The organism is Variovorax sp. NFACC27 (assembly GCF_048301545.1).
Taxonomy (GTDB): Bacteria; Pseudomonadota; Gammaproteobacteria; order Burkholderiales; family Burkholderiaceae_C; genus Variovorax; species Variovorax gossypii.
In genome coordinates, this window is record NZ_CP157613.1 from 8,305,457 (window position 1) to 8,320,371 (window position 14,915).

The window sequence follows — 14,915 nt, forward strand, 5'->3', positions numbered from 1 at the left end:
CGGCGGTGCGCTCCACGGCGATTACCCGCCGCCGCGCTCGAACTTGAAGACCGCCGTGCTGGCGCGCGCGTTGGGCAGCCAGCGCACGTCGCGGCCGTCCTGCAGGCCGAAGGCGTCGAGGATGCGCAGGTTGTTCTTGCCGGCCAGCACCTCGAAGTCCTTGAAGGTGCCCACGCGGATGTTGGGCGTGTCGTACCACTGGTAGGGCAGGCGGCGGGTGACGGGCATGCGCCCGCGCGCCACGCTCATGCGGTTGGGCCAGTGCGCGAAGTTGGGAAAGGCGACGATGCCGATGCGGCCCACGCGCGCGGTCTCGCGCAGCATCACCTCGGCGTTGCGCAGGTGCTGCAGCGTGTCGATCTGAAGCACCACGTCGAAGGAGGCGTCGTCGAACATCGCGAGGCCTTCGTCGAGGTTGAGCTGGATCACGTCGACGCCGCGGCGGATGCACTGCAGCACGTTGCCGTCGGCGATCTCCACGCCGTAGCCGGTGCAGCCGCGCTCGCGCTGAAGCATGTCGAGCAGGGCCCCGTCGCCGCAGCCGAGGTCGAGCACGCGCGAACCCTGGGGCACCAGTTCGGCGATGAGTCTTTGGTGTTCGAGGTCGCTCATTGCTGGAACTCCTTGGCGACGCGGTCGAAATAGGAGCGCACCACGCCCATGTAGCGCACGTCGTCGAGCAGGAAGGCGTCGTGGCCGTGGGGCGCGTCGATCTCGGCGTAGCTCACGTTGCGGCGGTTGTCGAGCAGCGCCTTGACGAGTTCGCGACTGCGCGCGGGGGAGAAGCGCCAGTCGGTCTTGAAGCTCACGAGCAGGAACTTGGCGGTGGCCTGTGCCAGCGCGGTGCTGAGCTTGCCGCCGTGGCTGCGCGCAGGGTCGAAGTAGTCGAGCGCGCGGGTGATCAGCAGGTAGGTGTTGGCGTCGAAGTATTCGCTGAACTTGTCGCCCTGGTAGCGCAGGTAGCTCTCGATCTGGAACTCGACGTCCTGCGTGGAATAGCGGTAGTCGGCGCCCGCCACCTCGCCCTCGACCGCGCTGCGCAGGATGCGGCCGAACTTGGCGTTCATCACGTCGTCGCTGAGGTAGGTGATGTGGCCGATCATCCGCGCGATGCGCAGGCCGCGCTTGGGCACCACGCCGTGCTCGTAGAAGTGGCCGCCGTGGAAGTCGGGGTCGGTCACGATGGCGCGGCGCGCCACCTCGTTGAAGGCGATGTTCTCGGCCGTGAGGTTGGGGGCGCTGGCCACCACGACGGCGTGGCGCACGCGCTCGGGGTACTGCAGCGTCCACGAGAGGGCCTGCATGCCGCCCAGGCTGCCGCCCATGACGGCGGCGAGCGTCTCGATGCCGAGCGCATCGAGCAGAGCGGCCTGTGCGTCGACCCAGTCCTCGACCGTCACCACGGGGAAGTCGGCGCCGTAGACCCGGCCGGTGGCGGGGTTGACGTGCATCGGGCCGGTCGAGCCGAAGCAGGAGCCGAGGTTGTTGACGCCGATCACGAAGAAGCGGTCGGTGTCGACCGGCTTGCCGGGGCCCACCATGTTGTCCCACCAGCCTTCTGAACGCGCCTGGCCCTGGTAGACGCCCGCGACGTGGTGCGAAGCGTTGAGCGCATGGCACACGAGCACGGCGTTGCTGCGCTCGGCGTTCAGGGTGCCGTAGGTTTCGTAGGCGAGCGTGTAGTCGCTGATCGATGCGCCGCTGCGCAGGGCCAGCGGGCCTGCGAACTGCATCGACTGCGGAGTGACGACCAGAGGTGGTGACGACGACATGAATGAAAAAACCCGGCCTCGCCAAAAACGAGCCGGGTCTGCCGCGCCTGTCTTTAGCTGAATTTATAGAGCGCCCGCAAGCTGAAGCAAATCGGCGCAGGGCAAGTATATCCCCCAGGCTGCGCGCACTGCGTGCCGCTTCGCCAACCCCCTTGGGAAGGGGGCGACACCTGCGGCCCGGCGGAGCCGGTTCCGCGGTGTTCCTCGAAAGGGGCCGGGGTTTCTTCTATATGCCGACGATCATGAGGACGCCAAGCACGAGGAAGATCGCGGCGGAGACGCCGTGCACGAGCTTGATCGGCACGCGCCGCACGATCTTCTCGCCGAGCCACACCACCGGCGCGTTGGCCAGCATCATGCCCAGCGTGGTGCCCACGACCACCCAGAAGTAGTCGTGCGTGAAGCGGGCTGCAAGCATGACGGTGGCGATCTGGGTCTTGTCGCCCATCTCGGCGAGGAAGAAGGCGATCACCGTGGTGCCGAAGACGCCGAACTTCGATGTGCCGGGGGCATCGTCGTCGTCCAGCTTGTCGGGGATGAGCATCCAGACGGCCATGGCGATGAACGAGCCGCCCAATATCCACCGCAGCACCTCGGGCCCGAGCCAGCGCGTGAGGTAGTTGCCGACGGCGCCCGCCAGGGCATGGTTGATGACTGTGGCGGCGAAGATGCCGAGGACGATGGGCCAGGGTTTCCTGAAGCGGGCGGCGAGCAGGAGGGCCAGGAGCTGGGTCTTGTCGCCCATTTCCGCGAGCGCGACGACGCCCGTTGCTACGAGAAAAGCTTCCATGATGACGTGGGGTTCCTTGGGCCGAAGGACGCAATTGACCGTGCAACACCTTCGGCCATATTCCCGAAGTTGCACGGTCAAAGGTCTCGCCAGGTGTGTTCACTGCACGCGCCATATCCTGGTGGGACAGGACAAGTCTGTTGACGCGGGCCCTTCTCGCAGATCGGAAGGCGGCTACTCCCCAATGACGAGCGGAATTCTACATGGACGCACGGATGTAGGGCGAAGGACCTCGCTCAATCATGCAAGTAGGCACTAGCTTTCGAATAGTTTTGACAGGTGCTACCTCAAGAAGCAAATTCCCGCTTGCAATTCGGATATTTCACCCATAATGCACGAGCCTCCCTCTTCAATTTGGTCGGGGGGCAGTTCGGTGATCGGTCAGTTTCGCGCGACTCGACGGCTCTCGTTTGAGTGATGCTTTCGGGACTCCATCGCTTTTCTTGATGTGTTTATAGGAGTCCCTTGATGGGCAACAAACTGTACGTCGGCAACCTGCCTTACTCGGTGCGCGACGGAGATCTCGAACAAGCCTTCGGGCAGTTCGGCGCAGTGACCAGCGCCAAGGTCATGATGGAACGTGACACCGGCCGCTCGAAGGGCTTCGGCTTCGTCGAGATGGGCAGTGACGCGGAAGCACAGGCCGCAATCAACGGCATGAACGGCCAGCCCCTGGGTGGCCGCAGCGTCGTCGTCAACGAAGCACGCCCGATGGAAGCACGTCCCCCGCGCAGCGGTGGTGGCGGCTACGGCGGCGGCGGTGGTGGTTATGGCGGCGGTGGTGGCGGTGGCTACGGCGGCGGCGGCGGTGGTGGCGGCTACGGTGGTGGCGGTCGCTCCGGCGGTGGTGGCGGCTACGGCGGCGGTGGCCGCAGTGGTGGCGGCGGCGGCGGTGGTGGCGATGGCGGTTTCCGCAGCCCCTACGGCGCTGGTCCCCGTGGCGGCGGCGGCGGCCGTTCGGGCGGTGGCGGCGGTGGTTACGGCGGCGGCAACAGCGGCTACTGAACCCTGCACACTCCAGAAAAGCACACATAGAGAAAAGGCTCCTTCGGGAGCCTTTTTCAATGGTCGATCCAGTCGCAGCCGGCGCTCAGGCTTCGCCGCTCCGCTTCTTGCGTTCGCGCCCCTGCACCGCGCGGTCGAGCACGGCGTTGGGCAGCATGCGCATGATCTTGGCGACCACGCCCATCTGCCAGGGAATCACGCGATAGCTGGTGCCGGCCTCGATGGCACGCAGCGCCTGGGCGGCGAAATCTTCCGCCTTCATGAGAAAGGGCATGCCATAGCGGTTGCCCTGCGTGAGCGGCGTGTCGATGTAGCCCGGGCAGAGGGTGACGACCTTGACGCCGCTGTTGTGCAGTTCGCCGCGCAGGCTCTCGCAGTACGCCACCACGCCGGCCTTGCTGGCGCAGTAGGCGCCATGCCCCGGCAGCCCGCGGATCGAAGCCACGCTGCCGATGCCCACCAGCCGCCCGCTGCCGCGCTGGACCATCGCCCGCACGAAGGGATGAAAGGTGGCCATCAAGCCCACGTTGTTGGTCGCGAAAGTGCGCGCCATCACGTCGATGTCCTCGCGCTCCGCGGTATCGACGCCCACGCTGATGCCGGCATTGGCGATCACCACGTCGGGCAGCCCCTGCTGCTCGATGCAGGCCTTGCCGGCGGCGACGATGCTGTCGGTCTGCGCCACGTCGGCGCCGTAGACGCGGTAGCGGTCCGCGGCCAGCTGGCGGGCGCTCGCCCATGCTTCGATTTCTCCCGTGCGCCGAGCGACCAGCGCCAGGCGGTACCCCGCGTCGTAGAAGCTCACGGCCAGCGCCTGGCCGATGCCGCTGGAGGCGCCGGTGATGAAGACGAGCGGGGAGCCGTTGGCCATGAGAAAAGTCGTCCTCAGCGCTTCTTCGCAGGAGTGGGAGCAGCCGTGGCCGCCGACGGAATCAGCACGCCGCGCACGCGACCGTTGAGGTTGGCCACGCCGCTCAGGTTGTCGTAGTCGAGCGTGTCGCCGGTGAACTGGTCGGTGCCCCGGATGAGCGTGACCGGCTTGTTCGACGTGACGCGTTCGGTATCGACGTAGGCGTGCAGGAACTCGCCGCGGAATTCGAGGCGCGGCGTCGGCTTGCCACTCGGTGTCACGGAGGGATCGCGGATGACGATCGCGTTGCCGAACAGCTGGACTTCGCTGCCGTCGGAGTTCGACAGGCCGCGGTCGGCGCTGCCGCGCGTCACGAGCCCCTCGGGCGACACAGAGCGCATGCGCACCTTGTCGATCTCGATGGTGTCGGTGTCGGGGAAGTGCCTGCCCTCGACGCCGTGCAACTCGCTTCGCAGGTCGCCGTTGGGCAGGAAATTCTTGATGACGAAGTCGCGCATGAAGTAGTCGGGCTCGTGCGTGGGCGCGACCTTGGGAGCGGGCTCCAGCAGCTTGGGCGCGTTGCGCACCAGCCAGTAGGTGCCGAGCGCAACGGCGGCCGTCAGGATGATCGGCAAGTAGATCGTGGCGCGGTCGAGGACGTCGCGCACCATGCCCCATGCGCGTTTCGCGTTGTTCATGTATTCGGGCCCCTGGCTGCGTCGAGCATGACGCGGTACTGGCCGCAGGCCGTGAGCAGCAGGTCGCAGAACTCGCGCGCCGCACCTTCGCCGCCGCGCGCGCGGGTGACGTAGCGCGCGATGCCGCGCACTTCCGCGTGGGCATTGGCCGGCGCCGCGGCAAAGCCCACGCGCAGGAGCACCGGCAGGTCGGGCCAGTCGTCGCCGATGGCCGCGGCCTGCGCCCAGGTGAAGCCGAGTTCGTCGAGCATGGCCTGCGCAGCGGGCAGCTTGTCTTCGGTGCCGTAGCGCACGTGCTCGATGCCCAGCGCCTCGAGCCGCACGCGCAGCGGCTTGGAATCGCGCCCGGTGATCACGGCCGGCACGATGCCCGCCTTGCGCAGCAGCTTCAGGCCGTAGCCGTCGAGGATGCTGAAGCGCTTGAGCGTCTCGCCGTGCTCGGTGAAGTACACGCCGCCGTCGGTCAGGACGCCATCGATGTCGAAGAAGACGATGCGCACGTCCTGCGCGGCGAGCAATGTCTCGGCCTGGAACTCGAGCGGCATCAGATGACCTTCGCGCGCATCAGGTCGTTGGTATTGATGGCGCCGACGATCACACCCTCGCCGTCGATCACGAACAGGCGGGTGATGCCGCATTGCTCCATGAGCTCGGCCGCCTCCACCGCCAGCGCGTCGACGCGGATGGTGCGCGGGTTGTGGTGCATCACCTCGGCCGCCTTCGGGCTGCGCAGGTCGGCGCCGGCCTCGATCAGGCGGCGCAGGTCGCCGTCGGTGAAGATGCCGAGCGCGCGGCCGTCGGGCGCGACCACCGCCGCGGCGCCGAAGCCCTTGTTGCTCATGGCGCGCATCAGTTCGCCGATGCCGGCGTCGGGCGCCACGCGAGGAACGTCTTCGTCGGAGCGCATGACGTCGCTCACGTGGGTGAGCAGCTTGCGTCCGAGCGCGCCGCCCGGGTGCGAGCGCGCGAAGTCTTCCGAGCCGAAGCCGCGCGCGTCGAGCAGCGCCACGGCCAGCGCGTCGCCCATCGCCATCTGGGCGGTGGTGCTGGCGGTGGGCGCGAGATTGAGCGGGCAGGCTTCCTTGGACACGCCCGCGTCGATCACGATGTCGGCATGGCGGGCGAGGGTGGATTCGGGGCGGCCGGTCATGGCGATCAGGGGAACGCCCTGGCGCTTGACGACCGGCAGGATGACGGTGAGCTCGTCGACCTCGCCGCTGTTGGAGATGGCAAGCACCAGGTCGACCGCCTTGATCATGCCGAGGTCGCCGTGGCTGGCCTCGGCCGGGTGCACGAACATCGCGGGCGTGCCGGTGGAGGCGAGGGTGGCGGCGATCTTGCGGCCGACGTGGCCGCTCTTGCCCATGCCCATCACGACCACGCGGCCGCGCACCTCGAGGATCTTGCGCACGGCCTCGACGAAGCTGGGGCCGACGCGGGTCTTCAGGCCGGAGACGGCTTCGGCTTCGATGTCGAAGGTGAGGCGTGCCCGAGCGAGGATGGCTTCGGGGTCGACCACGGGGGCCGGGGCGGGACGGGAGCTCATCGCCGGATTTTACGGGGATAGGGGTGGCCCCACGCCCGGCTCCGGGCAAGCCCGGGGCGGCACTCGGTGTCCTCCCGGGCCCGTCGCGCACGGCTCTTGCTCTAGCATCGGCGCCTATGTCTTCGTTCGATCTCACGCTGTTGTACTTGCTGGCCGCGGTGATCGGCGTTGTGGCATGCCGCTCCCTCAAGCTGCCGCCGATGCTGGGGTACCTCTCGGCCGGCGTGCTGATCGGGCCGCACGCCTTCGCATTGGCCCAGAACACCGAAGGCATCCAGCACCTGGGCGAATTCGGCGTGGTGTTCCTCATGTTCGTGATCGGGCTGGAATTCAGCCTGCCCAAGCTGCGCGCGATGCGAAAGCACGTGTTCGGCCTCGGCCTGCTGCAGGTGCTGCTGACGATGGCCCTCGCCACGATCGGCGCGCTGCTGCTGGCCCGGCTGCTGCCGCCCGCCTGGCACCTGGGCTGGCAGACCGCGCTGGCGCTCTCGGGCGCCCTCACCATGAGCAGCACGGCCATCGTGGTCAAGCTGATGGCCGAGCGGCTCGAACTGGAGAGCGAGCACGGCAAGCGCGTGATGGGCGTGCTGCTGTTTCAAGACTTGGCGGTGGTGCCGCTGCTGGTGCTGATTCCCGCCTTGGGCGCGCCGCCCGAGGCGCTGGCCAAGGCGCTGGGCCTGGCGCTGCTGAAGGCGAGCTTCCTGATCGGCGTGCTGCTCTACGGCGGCCCGCGCGTGATGCGCTGGTGGCTCACGCTGGTGGCGCGGCGCCGCAGCGAGGAGCTCTTCATCCTGAACGTGCTGCTGATCACGCTGGGCCTGGCCTGGCTCACCGAACTGGCCGGCCTGAGCCTGGCGCTGGGCGCCTTCATCGCGGGCATGCTGGTGTCGGAGACCGAATACAAGCACCAGGTCGAGACCGACATCCGCCCCTTCCACGACGTGCTGCTGGGGCTGTTCTTCATCACCGTGGGCATGTCGCTCGACTGGCACATCGTGGTCGAGCGCTGGCTGCTGGTAGGCGTGCTGCTGCTGGTGCCGCTGGCCTTCAAGCTGGGGCTGGTGACGGTGCTGGCGCGGGTGCTCGGCGCCACCTCGGGCGTGTCGCTGCGCACCGGCCTCTACCTCGCGCAGGCCGGCGAGTTCGGCTTCGTGCTGCTGACGCTGGCGCAGGAACGCAGCCTGCTGCCGCCATGGCTGGCCAACCCGGTGCTGGCGTCGATGGTGCTGTCGATGCTGGCGACGCCCTTCATCATCATGTACAGCAACGCCATCGTGCGAAAGCTCGTGGCCAGCGACTGGCTGCAGCAGTCGCTGCAGATGACGACCATCGCGCGCAAGACCATCAATACGGCGCAGCACGTGATCATCTGCGGCTACGGACGCTGCGGCCAGAACCTGGCGCGCATCCTGGAGCGCGAGGGCATTCCGTACATGGCGCTCGACCTCGACCCCGACCGCGTTCGTCAGGCCGCCGCCGCCGGCGACTCGGTGGTGTTCGGCGACGCCGCCCGGCTGCAGGCGCTGATGGCCGCGGGCCTGGCGCGCGCCAGCGCGGTGGTCGTCACCTACCTCGACGTGCCCGGCGCGATGAAGGTGCTGGCCAACACGCGCGCCCACGCGCCGCACGTGCCGGTGATCGTGCGCACGCAGGACGATCACGACCTCGAGAAGCTGCAGGCCGCCGGCGCGACCGAAGTGGTGCCCGAGGCCATCGAGGGCTCGCTGATGCTCGCGAGCCATGCGCTGGCGCTGGTCGGCGTGCCGATGCGACGCGTGATCCGCGTGGTTCAGGACCAGCGCGACGCGCGCTACAACCTGCTGCGCGGCTACTTCCACGGCGCCGACGACGACAACGCCGACGAGATCGACCACGAGCGGCTCAACAGCTTCACGCTCGATGCCCGTGCAAGGGCGGTCGGCCAGACGCTGGAGCGCCTGGCGCTGCACACGCTGGGCGTGCGCGTCGCCAGCCTGCGCCGGCAGGACGGCCAGCCGCTTGCGCTGGCCGACGACACGGTGCTGTCGGACGGCGACACGCTGGTGCTGTCGGGCAAGCCGGCCGCGCTGGCGATGGCGGTCGAGCGGCTGCAGAAGGGCTGATCGACGAGCGGGCGGGCGCTCTCGCTCTTTTCGCGCCCTCAGTTGATCAGCGTCGGATTGCGCTTTTCCTCTTCGAGACGCTGCTGGCGGCGCACCGCTTCGCACTGCGCGTGAGCCTTGTACTCGGGCTTCAGGCACTGCGCCGCCATGCATTGCGCCCTGGCGATGAAGTTGCGGTCGCCGCACATGGCCGCGGGCTCGGCCGGGGCGGCCGGTGCCGGCGGCGGAGCAGGGGCGGCTGCCTGGGGCGCGGCGTCGGGTGCGGCCGGTGAAGGCTGCGCGGCGGGAGTCGCCTGCTTGCGCGGCTTGGCGGCCGGCTTGGGCGCCGGAGCCGGCGCGGCTTCCGCGGCGGGCGCGGTCGCCTGGTCGGCCGCCTGGGCATCTGCCGCGGCGGCAGGGGCCTCGGGAGGGGGAGGTGGCGGCTCGGTCGGCGGCGACGGTACCACCGCGGGGGCCGCCGGCGCGCTGGCCGGGGCGGCCTCTTCGACGGTAGCGGGCGCCTTCCTCGTTCCGTAGCCGTACCAGCCCGCGACGATCATCGCCACCGCGACCACCAGCAGGCCCAGCCACAGCAGGATGACGCGCCAGCGCGGCGAGCGTTCGACCGGCGCGGGCCGCCGCATCCTGACCCGGCGTGGCCGCTTCGTTCTTTCGGGCGCCATGGCCCAGCTCGATTCCAGTCCGGGCGGCGAGGCAGGCGAATCGGGTGAATTGGCCGGCGCGGACGAGCGCGGCGAGCCGTCGTCATGGAGCATGAAGACGGTCTGCTCCTCGTCGTCGTGCCGCGGCGCGGAGGCCGGCGACCTGCTGAAGAACGACTGGCGTGCCGGCGGCGGCGCGGCGGGGGGCTCGTCCAGCGGTGCCGGAATGGTCGGTGCGCGCAGCTGTGCGGGCGCAGTGGTGGCCCATTCGCGCTCGGGGCTCGGCGGCGGCGGAATCCGGTCTCCCGCGGCGGACAGGCTGATGCCGCAACTTCTGCAGAAATTCGCGCCGTCACGGTTCTCCGTGCTGCAGACCGGACAGATCAAGGCCATGGCTTACTTACTGACTACTCTCGGGGTCCGGAACGGAAACCGGCTGACTGGTTGGTTGACTGGCTGGCTTGCCGGGCCGCATCCGGAAGACCGATCCGGCGGCGGACGATGTGGGAAATCGGGAGGTGCCTCTTTCTTCAGGTCACCGCGACGCGTTTGGAGCGATGCGCCATGCGCTTGGCGATCACGGCGCCCAGCGCCATCGCGATCTCCAGAGCCATGTTGGGCTGGCGGTTGCTCATCTCGGCGAAGCGGATCGCCGTGAGCCGCCACACGCGGCCCGCGCCCGTGACCACCACGTTGGCCGAATGCGGCTGCCGCGAGAAGAACGAGCCTTCGCCGACCACCGCGCCCGAGGTGAGCACGGCGAGCTTCATCTGTTCCTTGCTGCTGACGCGGTGCACGCTGATGGCGCCGCTCTCGACGAAGAACACCGAACGGTCGGGCGTGCCCTGTTCGATCAGCACGTCGCCCACGCCGGTCTCGATCGGCTGCAGGTAACCCGCCAGCGTTTCCCACTGCTGGACGTTGAACGTCAACGCGAACGCGTCGGTGTTGATGTTCTCCGCGATGGCGCGGCTCAAGTTCTGGATTGACATGTGTTTCTCGGCCCCCGCATGTGTGCCGAAGTATCCGCGATGGCCACGAACTTCGGCTACAACTGATTACGTTTTTCGGCGCCGCTGCCGCTATCTGTGGCTATTTGCCAATGCAGAAGCGCGAAAAGATGACTCCCAGCAGGTCGTCCGCGCCGAACTCGCCGGTGATCTCGTTCAGGGCGTTCTGCGCCAGCCGCAGCTCCTCGGCCAGCAGGTCGAGCAGTTGCGCCTGCGCCGCAAGATGGTCGGCGGCCAGCGCCAGGTGCGTCTCGACCCGCGCCAGCGCCTGCACGTGGCGCGCCCGCGCGAGGTACACGCCCTCGGGCACGGCCTGCCAGCCGGCCATGGCCAGCAGCTGCTCGCGCAGGGCTTCGATGCCCAGGCCGGTCTTGGCGGAAAGGGCGATGCCCTGTGCGGGATGGGCCGCGAGCGCCGCATCCTGCTTGTTCCAGACGTCGAGCACCGGCACGCTCGTAGGCAGCTTCTGCCGCAGACCGGCCAGGATCTCCGCGTCGGCGGCGGCGTAGTCTTCGAGGTGCGCGCGCGTCAGGTCGTGCAGGAACAGCACTGCATCGGCGCTCTCGATCTGCCCCCAGGCGCGCGCCACGCCAATTTGCTCGACCTCATCGCTGCTTTCGCGCAGGCCGGCGGTGTCGGCCACGTGCAGCGGCACGCCGTGGATCTGGATGGTCTGCGAGACCACGTCGCGCGTGGTGCCCGCCACCGCGCTCACGATGGCCAGCTCCGCGCCGGCCAGCGCATTGAGCAGCGAACTCTTGCCCGCGTTGGGCTGCCCCGCGATCACGACCTTGATGCCCTCGCGCAGCAAGGCGCCCTGGCGCGCTCGCTGCTGCACGGCGGCAAGTTGCGACTGCAGCTTCGCCAGCTGCCCGGCCGCATCGGCCTTCTGCAGGAAGTCGATTTCCTCCTCGGGAAAGTCGAGCGTGGCCTCCACCAGCATGCGCAGGTGGATCAGCGCGTCGCGCAACGTGTGGATCTCGCGCGAGAAGGCCCCCGACAGCGAGCGCCCTGCGCTGCGCGCTGCGGCTTCGGTGCTGGCGTCGATCAGGTCGGCAATGGCCTCGGCCTGTGCCAGGTCGATCTTGCCGTTGAGGAAGGCCCGCTGGCTGAACTCCCCGGGCTCGGCCACGCGCAGGCCGGGCAGGCGGGGGCGGCCGGTGATCGGGTCGGGCTCCGCCGCCGCCTCGAGGCAGCGCGCCAGCAGCAGCTGCAGCACCACCGCGCCGCCATGGGCCTGCAGCTCGAGCACGTCTTCTCCGGTGAAGGAGTTCGGCGAGGGAAAGTGGATGGCCAGGCCGTGGTCGACGGGTTCGCCGTCCGCGTCGCGGAAAGGCAGGTAGGTGGCCTCGCGCGGCTTGAGCGCGCGGCCGCAGATCGCGTCGACCAGCGGCGCCAGCCTCGCGCCCGACACGCGCACGATGCCGACCGCGCCGCGCCCCGAGGCAGTGGCGATGGCGACGATGGGATCGGAGGTGCGGGCGAGCATGGTGGTGCGGATTCTTTCAGCAAAAAGGGCCGCTGACGCGGCCCTTTGAAGGATGGCTGGAGTGCAGTGCGGCTACTTGGTGCCGAGCACGCCCAGGCGCTTGTTGATGAACCACTGCTGCGCGATCGACAGCACGTTGTTCGTGATCCAGTACAGCACCAGGCCGGCCGGGAAGAAGATGAACATCACACTGAACGCGAGCGGCATGATCCACATCAGCTTGGCCTGCATCGGATCGGGCGGCGTCGGGTTGAGCCAGGTCTGGAACAGCGAGGTGGCCGTCATCACGATCGGCAGGATGTACCAGGGGTCGGGTGCCGACAGGTCGGTGATCCAGCCGATCCAGGGCGCGTGGCGCATCTCGACCGACGACAGCAGCACCCAGTAGAGCGCGATGAACACCGGGATCTGGATCAGGATCGGGAAGCAGCCGCCCATCGGATTGACCTTCTCGGTCTTGTAGATCCGCATCATTTCCTGCTGCATTTCCTGCGGCTTGTCCTTCAGCCGCTCGCGCATTTCCATGATCTTCGGGTTGATGGCCTTCATCTTGGCCATGCTGGCGTAGGCCTTGGCGTTGAGCCAGTAGAAGGCCGCCTTCAGCAGCACCACCAGCGCGACGATCGACCAGCCCCAGTTGCCCAGGATGCCGTGCAGCTGGGTGAGCAGCCAGTACAGCGGCTTGGAGATGATCGCGAAGATGCCGTAGTCCTTCACCAGGTCCAGGCCCGGGGCGATGGCTTCGAGCTTCTTTTCTTCCTCGGGGCCGGCGAACAACGCGCTGTTCACGACCTGCGTGGCACCCGGGGCGATCTTCGGCAGCGTGGCCACCATGGCGACGGTGAAGAGGTTGTCGCCCAGGTCCTTCACGCGGAACTCGCGGCGCAGCTGTTCGCTGGCCGGGTCGCCCTTGAGCAGCCAGGCCGACGCAAAGTAATGCTGCACCATCGCGATCCAGCCGTCGTTGGCCGGCGGCGGCGGTTCGATCTTGCCCTTGGCAATGTCCTTGAAGTCGAGCTTGTGGAACTTCTTCTCGTTGGTGTACGCAGCGGGACCCGTGAAGGTGTTGGTGCCGAACATGGTGCCGGCGGCCACCGTGCCGTGACGCAGCAGCTGCAGGTACAGCTGCGCGTCGCGCGGCTGGTCGCTCACGTTGACCACTTCGTGGCGCACGCCGATGACGTAGTCGCCGCGGTGGAACACATAGGTCTTGATGTACTTCAGGCCGCCGACGGGGGCGCTTTCAAAGCCCACTTCCAGCGTGTTCTGGCCGTCGGCCATCTCGCGCGGGCCGGCCTTCGGCGTCATCTGCGTCAGGTGGTTGGGGAAGCGCTCGCCGGTGTCGACCTGGTTCAGCAGGCCGGTCTGCGCGATGTAGCGGGTGGCGGGCGAACCGTTCTCGAACAGCACCACGTGCTTGGTGCGGTCGGCCTCGTCGTACTTCAGCAGCTCGAGGTAGTTGACGGTGGCACCTTCGCTGTCGATCGTGGCCTTGAACAGGTCGGTGGTCACCTTGACCTGCTCGCGCGGCGTGGCCGCAACGGGCTGCGTGGGCACGGCGCCCGCGTTGCCGCCGGTGCTGCCGGACGCGGTCGGCACGCCGTTGTTGGCCGCCGGGGTGCCGGCGGGAGCCGCGGCCGTGGCGGCCGGCTTGGTCGACGGCAGGAAGGTCGGCTTGTTGCCGTTGAAGACCTGCCATTGGTCCCACAGCAGCACCAGCGAGAAACCAAAAATCACCCACAGTATCGTGCGGCGGATATCGTTCATGACGAAGACTTCTTGTCGGAAGAGAGAAGAGACGAAAACAGCGATCCTGACCTGTCAGTGCGACGCTGCGATTTCGGTGGAACCGGATCGTGGCCGCCCTGGCACCAGGGCTGGCAGCGCGCGATGCGGTGCAGGGTGAGGTAGCTGCCCTTGAGCGCGCCGTGCACTTCCAGCGCCTCGATCGAATACACGGAGCAGGTCGGCGTGAAGCGGCACGACTGGCCGAGCCAGGGGCTCAGCAGCAGGCGGTAGGCCTTCACGAGGCCGATCAGCACGCGTTTCATGGCGAGGAAGAAGAGGGCGCTGCCGAGCCCGCCGCGGGAGCGCGCGCGGCGCGGGCCAGCAGTTGCTGGAGTTCGGCGCGCACGGCGGCCTTGAGCTTGTCCGAGGAGGCGCTCACGAATTCCTTGCGGTCGAAGCCCGCGCGCAGCCGCACCACGTGCGCTGCACGAGGCAGCCCGGCGCCCGATTCGGCGCTCACGGAATAGATCTGGCGCTTGATGGCGTTGCGCGTGACCGCGCGGCGTGCCCAGCGCTTGGGCACCATGGCGCCCAGCCAGACATCGTCGGACGCGAACAAAGGCTGTGCGCTCGACGCGAGATCGAGCGCACAGCAATGCAATGCGAAATGAGCAGTGCGCGCCACGGTGGCACCTGCGAGGACGGCCTGGAATTGCGCGCGGGTCTTGAGCCGCTGCATGGAAGCCGGGCCGCTTGCGTCGCGCCTGTTCGGGCCAGGCACGCTGGCTGTTGGAGTGGGCGCTGACGAGCCGGCTGCTGGCAACGGCAGGTGGGTTGCCGTCAGACGGCCAAGCGCTTGCGGCCCTTGGCGCGGCGTGCGTTGATGACGGCGCGGCCGCCGCGGGTCTTCATGCGGACCAGGAAGCCGTGGGTACGGGCGCGGCGGACTTTGGATGCTTGGTAGGTGCGTTTCATGGTGATTTCCTATTTCCCTGTTCGCGCTGGCCCTTCGCGCTGAAAGCATGAAGTACCTGCGGGGCGCCGGGGCGAGCGTGTTTCGGATGACCCCCGAAAGACGCAAAGAGGTTTTCAGGGAAACCCGCAATTATCGCAAACATTGGCTCCGGGAACAATCTTCGAGCGGATTTGCGGGCCTTTCGAAGTGCCGGGCAGCGTGTGGATAAGGTTTTGACAAGTTAGAATGCCGGGCGCCTTCCAGCAGAGAATATCCACAATACCTATACCAAAAAATGCCCGAGGGTTTCATCACTTTTTCATACGCCC

General features: G+C 67.9%; 16 protein-coding genes and 1 riboswitch. Of the genes, 2 read left to right on the forward strand and 14 right to left on the reverse strand.

Annotation, left to right across the window (positions count from 1 at the left end; genetic code table 11):
* Positions 1 to 21: 21 nt before the first annotated feature.
* The 3 genes from metW to ABL840_RS39015 all read right to left on the reverse strand — a co-directional run bounded on the left by metW (position 22) and on the right by ABL840_RS39015 (position 2,562).
* Positions 22 to 612, reverse strand: a complete 591-nt coding sequence (gene metW / locus ABL840_RS39005) for a methionine biosynthesis protein MetW (RefSeq protein ID WP_093195832.1) — start codon at positions 610 to 612, stop codon at positions 22 to 24.
* The gene (gene metX / locus ABL840_RS39010; protein ID WP_093300319.1) at positions 609 to 1,772 is read right to left on the reverse strand and encodes a homoserine O-succinyltransferase MetX; all 1,164 of its coding nucleotides are present in this window, start codon (positions 1,770 to 1,772) and stop codon (positions 609 to 611) included. Before metX ends, metW begins: the two co-directional genes overlap by 4 nt.
* 226 nt (positions 1,773 to 1,998) lie before the next feature.
* Entirely contained in the window at positions 1,999 to 2,562 is a 564-nt protein-coding gene (locus tag ABL840_RS39015; protein ID WP_093195830.1) for a TMEM165/GDT1 family protein, read from the reverse strand.
* A gap of 17 nt (positions 2,563 to 2,579) precedes the next feature.
* Positions 2,580 to 2,757, reverse strand: a riboswitch (yybP-ykoY riboswitch).
* A 273-nt stretch (positions 2,758 to 3,030) separates the two neighbouring features.
* Between ABL840_RS39015 and ABL840_RS39020 the strand changes: the two genes are divergently transcribed.
* Positions 3,031 to 3,567: an RNA recognition motif domain-containing protein gene (locus tag ABL840_RS39020; protein WP_093300321.1), complete on the forward strand. Its 537-nt coding sequence runs from the start codon at positions 3,031 to 3,033 to the stop codon at positions 3,565 to 3,567.
* An 85-nt stretch (positions 3,568 to 3,652) separates the two neighbouring features.
* Here ABL840_RS39020 and ABL840_RS39025 read toward each other — a convergent pair whose 3' ends face one another.
* From ABL840_RS39025 to ABL840_RS39040, 4 genes are read right to left on the reverse strand one after another with little or no spacing between them, the layout of a single operon-like run.
* Positions 3,653 to 4,438 carry an SDR family oxidoreductase gene (locus tag ABL840_RS39025; protein WP_093300322.1) on the reverse strand — a complete coding sequence of 262 codons (786 nt, stop codon included), beginning with the start codon at positions 4,436 to 4,438 and terminating at the stop codon, positions 3,653 to 3,655.
* Positions 4,439 to 4,452: 14 nt separating this feature from the next.
* Complete coding sequence (gene lptC, locus ABL840_RS39030) at positions 4,453 to 5,115, reverse strand: LPS export ABC transporter periplasmic protein LptC (protein WP_093195827.1); 663 nt, start codon at positions 5,113 to 5,115, stop codon at positions 4,453 to 4,455.
* Complete coding sequence (locus tag ABL840_RS39035; RefSeq protein ID WP_093195826.1) at positions 5,112 to 5,660, reverse strand: KdsC family phosphatase; 549 nt, start codon at positions 5,658 to 5,660, stop codon at positions 5,112 to 5,114. The genes lptC and ABL840_RS39035 overlap by 4 nt, the downstream gene beginning before the upstream one ends.
* Positions 5,660 to 6,661 carry a KpsF/GutQ family sugar-phosphate isomerase gene (locus ABL840_RS39040; protein ID WP_093195825.1) on the reverse strand — a complete coding sequence of 334 codons (1,002 nt, stop codon included), beginning with the start codon at positions 6,659 to 6,661 and terminating at the stop codon, positions 5,660 to 5,662. Before ABL840_RS39040 ends, ABL840_RS39035 begins: the two co-directional genes overlap by 1 nt.
* 116 nt (positions 6,662 to 6,777) lie before the next feature.
* Here ABL840_RS39040 and ABL840_RS39045 point away from each other — a divergent pair, with 116 nt between their 5' ends.
* Positions 6,778 to 8,763, forward strand: coding sequence for a monovalent cation:proton antiporter family protein (locus ABL840_RS39045; protein ID WP_093195824.1), 1,986 nt, complete (start codon positions 6,778 to 6,780; stop codon positions 8,761 to 8,763).
* 38 nt (positions 8,764 to 8,801) lie between these two features.
* Here ABL840_RS39045 and ABL840_RS39050 read toward each other — a convergent pair whose 3' ends face one another.
* The 7 genes from ABL840_RS39050 to rpmH all read right to left on the reverse strand — a co-directional run bounded on the left by ABL840_RS39050 (position 8,802) and on the right by rpmH (position 14,606).
* On the reverse strand, positions 8,802 to 9,797 hold the full coding sequence (locus ABL840_RS39050) for a zinc ribbon domain-containing protein (RefSeq protein ID WP_093300323.1): 996 nt from the start codon (positions 9,795 to 9,797) through the stop codon (positions 8,802 to 8,804).
* A 137-nt stretch (positions 9,798 to 9,934) separates the two neighbouring features.
* Positions 9,935 to 10,396 (reverse strand): Crp/Fnr family transcriptional regulator, encoded by a 462-nt coding sequence (locus tag ABL840_RS39055; RefSeq protein WP_093195822.1) that lies wholly within the window; start codon positions 10,394 to 10,396, stop codon positions 9,935 to 9,937.
* Between the two features lie 100 nt (positions 10,397 to 10,496).
* Positions 10,497 to 11,903, reverse strand: a complete 1,407-nt coding sequence (gene mnmE / locus ABL840_RS39060) for a tRNA uridine-5-carboxymethylaminomethyl(34) synthesis GTPase MnmE (protein ID WP_093300324.1) — start codon at positions 11,901 to 11,903, stop codon at positions 10,497 to 10,499.
* Between the two features lie 72 nt (positions 11,904 to 11,975).
* Positions 11,976 to 13,670: a membrane protein insertase YidC gene (gene yidC, locus ABL840_RS39065; RefSeq protein WP_093300325.1), complete on the reverse strand. Its 1,695-nt coding sequence runs from the start codon at positions 13,668 to 13,670 to the stop codon at positions 11,976 to 11,978.
* The gene (yidD, locus tag ABL840_RS39070) at positions 13,667 to 13,954 is read right to left on the reverse strand and encodes a membrane protein insertion efficiency factor YidD (protein ID WP_093195819.1); all 288 of its coding nucleotides are present in this window, start codon (positions 13,952 to 13,954) and stop codon (positions 13,667 to 13,669) included. The genes yidC and yidD overlap by 4 nt, the downstream gene beginning before the upstream one ends.
* On the reverse strand, positions 13,951 to 14,370 hold the full coding sequence (locus tag ABL840_RS39075; protein ID WP_093300326.1) for a ribonuclease P protein component: 420 nt from the start codon (positions 14,368 to 14,370) through the stop codon (positions 13,951 to 13,953). Before ABL840_RS39075 ends, yidD begins: the two co-directional genes overlap by 4 nt.
* A 101-nt stretch (positions 14,371 to 14,471) precedes the next feature.
* Positions 14,472 to 14,606, reverse strand: coding sequence for a 50S ribosomal protein L34 (gene rpmH, locus ABL840_RS39080; RefSeq protein ID WP_007834827.1), 135 nt, complete (start codon positions 14,604 to 14,606; stop codon positions 14,472 to 14,474).
* Positions 14,607 to 14,915: the final 309 nt, after the last annotated feature.

Excerpts from the sequence above, each read along its gene's own strand:
- metW (WP_093195832.1), bottom strand. The coding sequence starts at position 612 with ATGAGCGACCTCGAACACCAAAGACTCATCGCCGAACTGGTGCCCCAG.
- metX (WP_093300319.1), bottom strand. The coding sequence starts at position 1,772 with ATGTCGTCGTCACCACCTCTGGTCGTCACTCCGCAGTCGATGCAGTTC.
- ABL840_RS39015 (WP_093195830.1), bottom strand. The coding sequence starts at position 2,562 with ATGGAAGCTTTTCTCGTAGCAACGGGCGTCGTCGCGCTCGCGGAAATG.
- ABL840_RS39020 (WP_093300321.1), top strand. The coding sequence starts at position 3,031 with ATGGGCAACAAACTGTACGTCGGCAACCTGCCTTACTCGGTGCGCGAC.
- ABL840_RS39025 (WP_093300322.1), bottom strand. The coding sequence starts at position 4,438 with ATGGCCAACGGCTCCCCGCTCGTCTTCATCACCGGCGCCTCCAGCGGC.
- lptC (WP_093195827.1), bottom strand. The coding sequence starts at position 5,115 with ATGAACAACGCGAAACGCGCATGGGGCATGGTGCGCGACGTCCTCGAC.
- ABL840_RS39035 (WP_093195826.1), bottom strand. The coding sequence starts at position 5,660 with ATGCCGCTCGAGTTCCAGGCCGAGACATTGCTCGCCGCGCAGGACGTG.
- ABL840_RS39040 (WP_093195825.1), bottom strand. The coding sequence starts at position 6,661 with ATGAGCTCCCGTCCCGCCCCGGCCCCCGTGGTCGACCCCGAAGCCATC.
- ABL840_RS39045 (WP_093195824.1), top strand. The coding sequence starts at position 6,778 with ATGTCTTCGTTCGATCTCACGCTGTTGTACTTGCTGGCCGCGGTGATC.
- ABL840_RS39050 (WP_093300323.1), bottom strand. The coding sequence starts at position 9,797 with ATGGCCTTGATCTGTCCGGTCTGCAGCACGGAGAACCGTGACGGCGCG.
- ABL840_RS39055 (WP_093195822.1), bottom strand. The coding sequence starts at position 10,396 with ATGTCAATCCAGAACTTGAGCCGCGCCATCGCGGAGAACATCAACACC.
- mnmE (WP_093300324.1), bottom strand. The coding sequence starts at position 11,903 with ATGCTCGCCCGCACCTCCGATCCCATCGTCGCCATCGCCACTGCCTCG.
- yidC (WP_093300325.1), bottom strand. The coding sequence starts at position 13,670 with ATGAACGATATCCGCCGCACGATACTGTGGGTGATTTTTGGTTTCTCG.
- yidD (WP_093195819.1), bottom strand. The coding sequence starts at position 13,954 with ATGAAACGCGTGCTGATCGGCCTCGTGAAGGCCTACCGCCTGCTGCTG.
- ABL840_RS39075 (WP_093300326.1), bottom strand. The coding sequence starts at position 14,370 with ATGCAGCGGCTCAAGACCCGCGCGCAATTCCAGGCCGTCCTCGCAGGT.
- rpmH (WP_007834827.1), bottom strand. The coding sequence starts at position 14,606 with ATGAAACGCACCTACCAAGCATCCAAAGTCCGCCGCGCCCGTACCCAC.